Genomic DNA, 1,568 nt, shown 5'->3' with positions numbered 1-1,568 from the left:
ACTGCCGCAAGCAGGGCCGTTCCACACCATCATACCAAAGGGCGGACCACTTCAATGGGGGCGGATCACTGGGAAAGTCCGCTTCCCGGTAGCTTAATGGACAGGGACCTAAGACTGGAGCGAATTATCTTGCTAAAAATCCTAATGCTTTAGCTGGTGCCATTCCAAATAAGCTACATCCCATCAGCATAGTTGTTATAAAATTAGCTTCTTTGCGGGTAAATACCGGATAATCCAGAAAATACATTCCTGCTATGAAGAATAATCCACTCAGATATATTACAAAACATACAATGAATGGGATGATCCGTAAGAGCGATATTTTGAAAACAAAATCGCTCCGCCCAAAAGTTTTAAACCCTATCCTAGTATAGCGATACACAGCAAAAAAGTATGTCACCATTGAAATCAACGCGATCGATATCACAATATAATGCACTGATTTGTTATTACTAAAAACAAAAGTATGTAGATTGACCACGAATACCGCTGCCAAGGGCGGAGTTAAGATGTCCCTATATAAATTGTTCGATGTGTTTTTCATAAAGAGGCCTGGCATCGTGTCCAATTTGCGCGCACTTTGATTAACGCCCACTTTCCACCCTTTGCTAACCTTTGAGACATATGTCATCGGGTGGTTGTAGATGCCCGCCCAATTCATCTCACAAAGATGCTGGGCCCAGCATTTTATCCCAGGATATCACGGGGCGCACCGCAGCCAAGGAGAGTACATGCCGAGGTGGTTGGCAGGGCGACGCAGGATCGCGCTGGCCGGGGCCGTGGCTGCTATGATCGGCGCAGCCACGAGCCTCGTGCTCATCCGTGCGCTATTGATCCCGTTTGGATGGGATCCCATGGTGTTGATCGTCATTCAGGCCCTCATTACGAGCCTGCTGATGTATTTCTTCTTTTGGCTGAAGGGATGGGCCAGTAAGTGAGAGCTCCGCCCGATCCAGCCATTGGTCGGACTGGCGGATAACTAACCCAATCCAGTCATTCCAGGCAGTGTCTTCGCGGGCATGCCTCACGAAGGCTACATGCGCATCCGGCGCATAGCTCGGTAATGTCGGGTATCCGATCGTTTTCCCGTCACTCATGCTGAGCCCGATTCAAACGGCCTCAAACCGCTGTGTTTCTGTCGGGAAAATATGACCGGATTTCTATTGCGGATTAAACGCACCTGAATCACTATCCCGACATGCTCGTCGGATATGCCCGCGTCTCCACCCTCGATCAGAACCTCGACCTGCAGCGCGACGCGCTGACACGAGCCGGGTGCGAGCGGCTGTTCGAGGAGAAGAAGTCCGGCAAGGCCGGGACCAAGCGTCCCGAGTTCGAGGCGGCGCTCGCCTACCTTCGACCCACCGACGTGCTCGTCGTCTGGAAGCTCGATCGCCTCGGCCGCTCCCTCGTCGAGATGATGCGGACAATCGACTCCCTGCGCGTGAAGGAGGTTCACTTCCGCTCCCTCACCGAGCAGTTCGACAGCGACACGGCGCACGGACGCTTTGCGCTGCAGATGCACGGTGCCATGGCCGAGTACTTCCTCGACCTCAACCGCGAGCGCA

The 1,568-nt window shown here is 52.7% G+C and carries 2 protein-coding genes; both read left to right on the top strand.

What is annotated here, in order from left to right; translation table 11 throughout:
• The first annotated feature begins 731 nt into the window (after positions 1–731).
• Positions 732–938, top strand: coding sequence for a hypothetical protein (locus CRT23_RS27465; RefSeq protein WP_103712627.1), 207 nt, complete (start codon positions 732–734; stop codon positions 936–938).
• 260 nt (positions 939–1,198) lie between these two features.
• A partial coding sequence (locus tag CRT23_RS27460; RefSeq protein WP_146056563.1) for a recombinase family protein occupies positions 1,199–1,568 on the top strand: 370 nt, incomplete at its 3' end.

This window comes from Methylobacterium sp. V23 (assembly GCF_002917135.1).
Taxonomy (GTDB): Bacteria; Pseudomonadota; Alphaproteobacteria; order Rhizobiales; family Beijerinckiaceae; genus Methylobacterium.
This window is presented reverse-complemented; position numbering and strand designations above follow the sequence as displayed.

What these genes read in the sequence shown, in the direction of transcription:
- CRT23_RS27465 (WP_103712627.1), top strand. Translation starts at nt 732, where the DNA reads ATGCCGAGGTGGTTGGCAGGGCGACGCAGGATCGCGCTGGCCGGGGCC.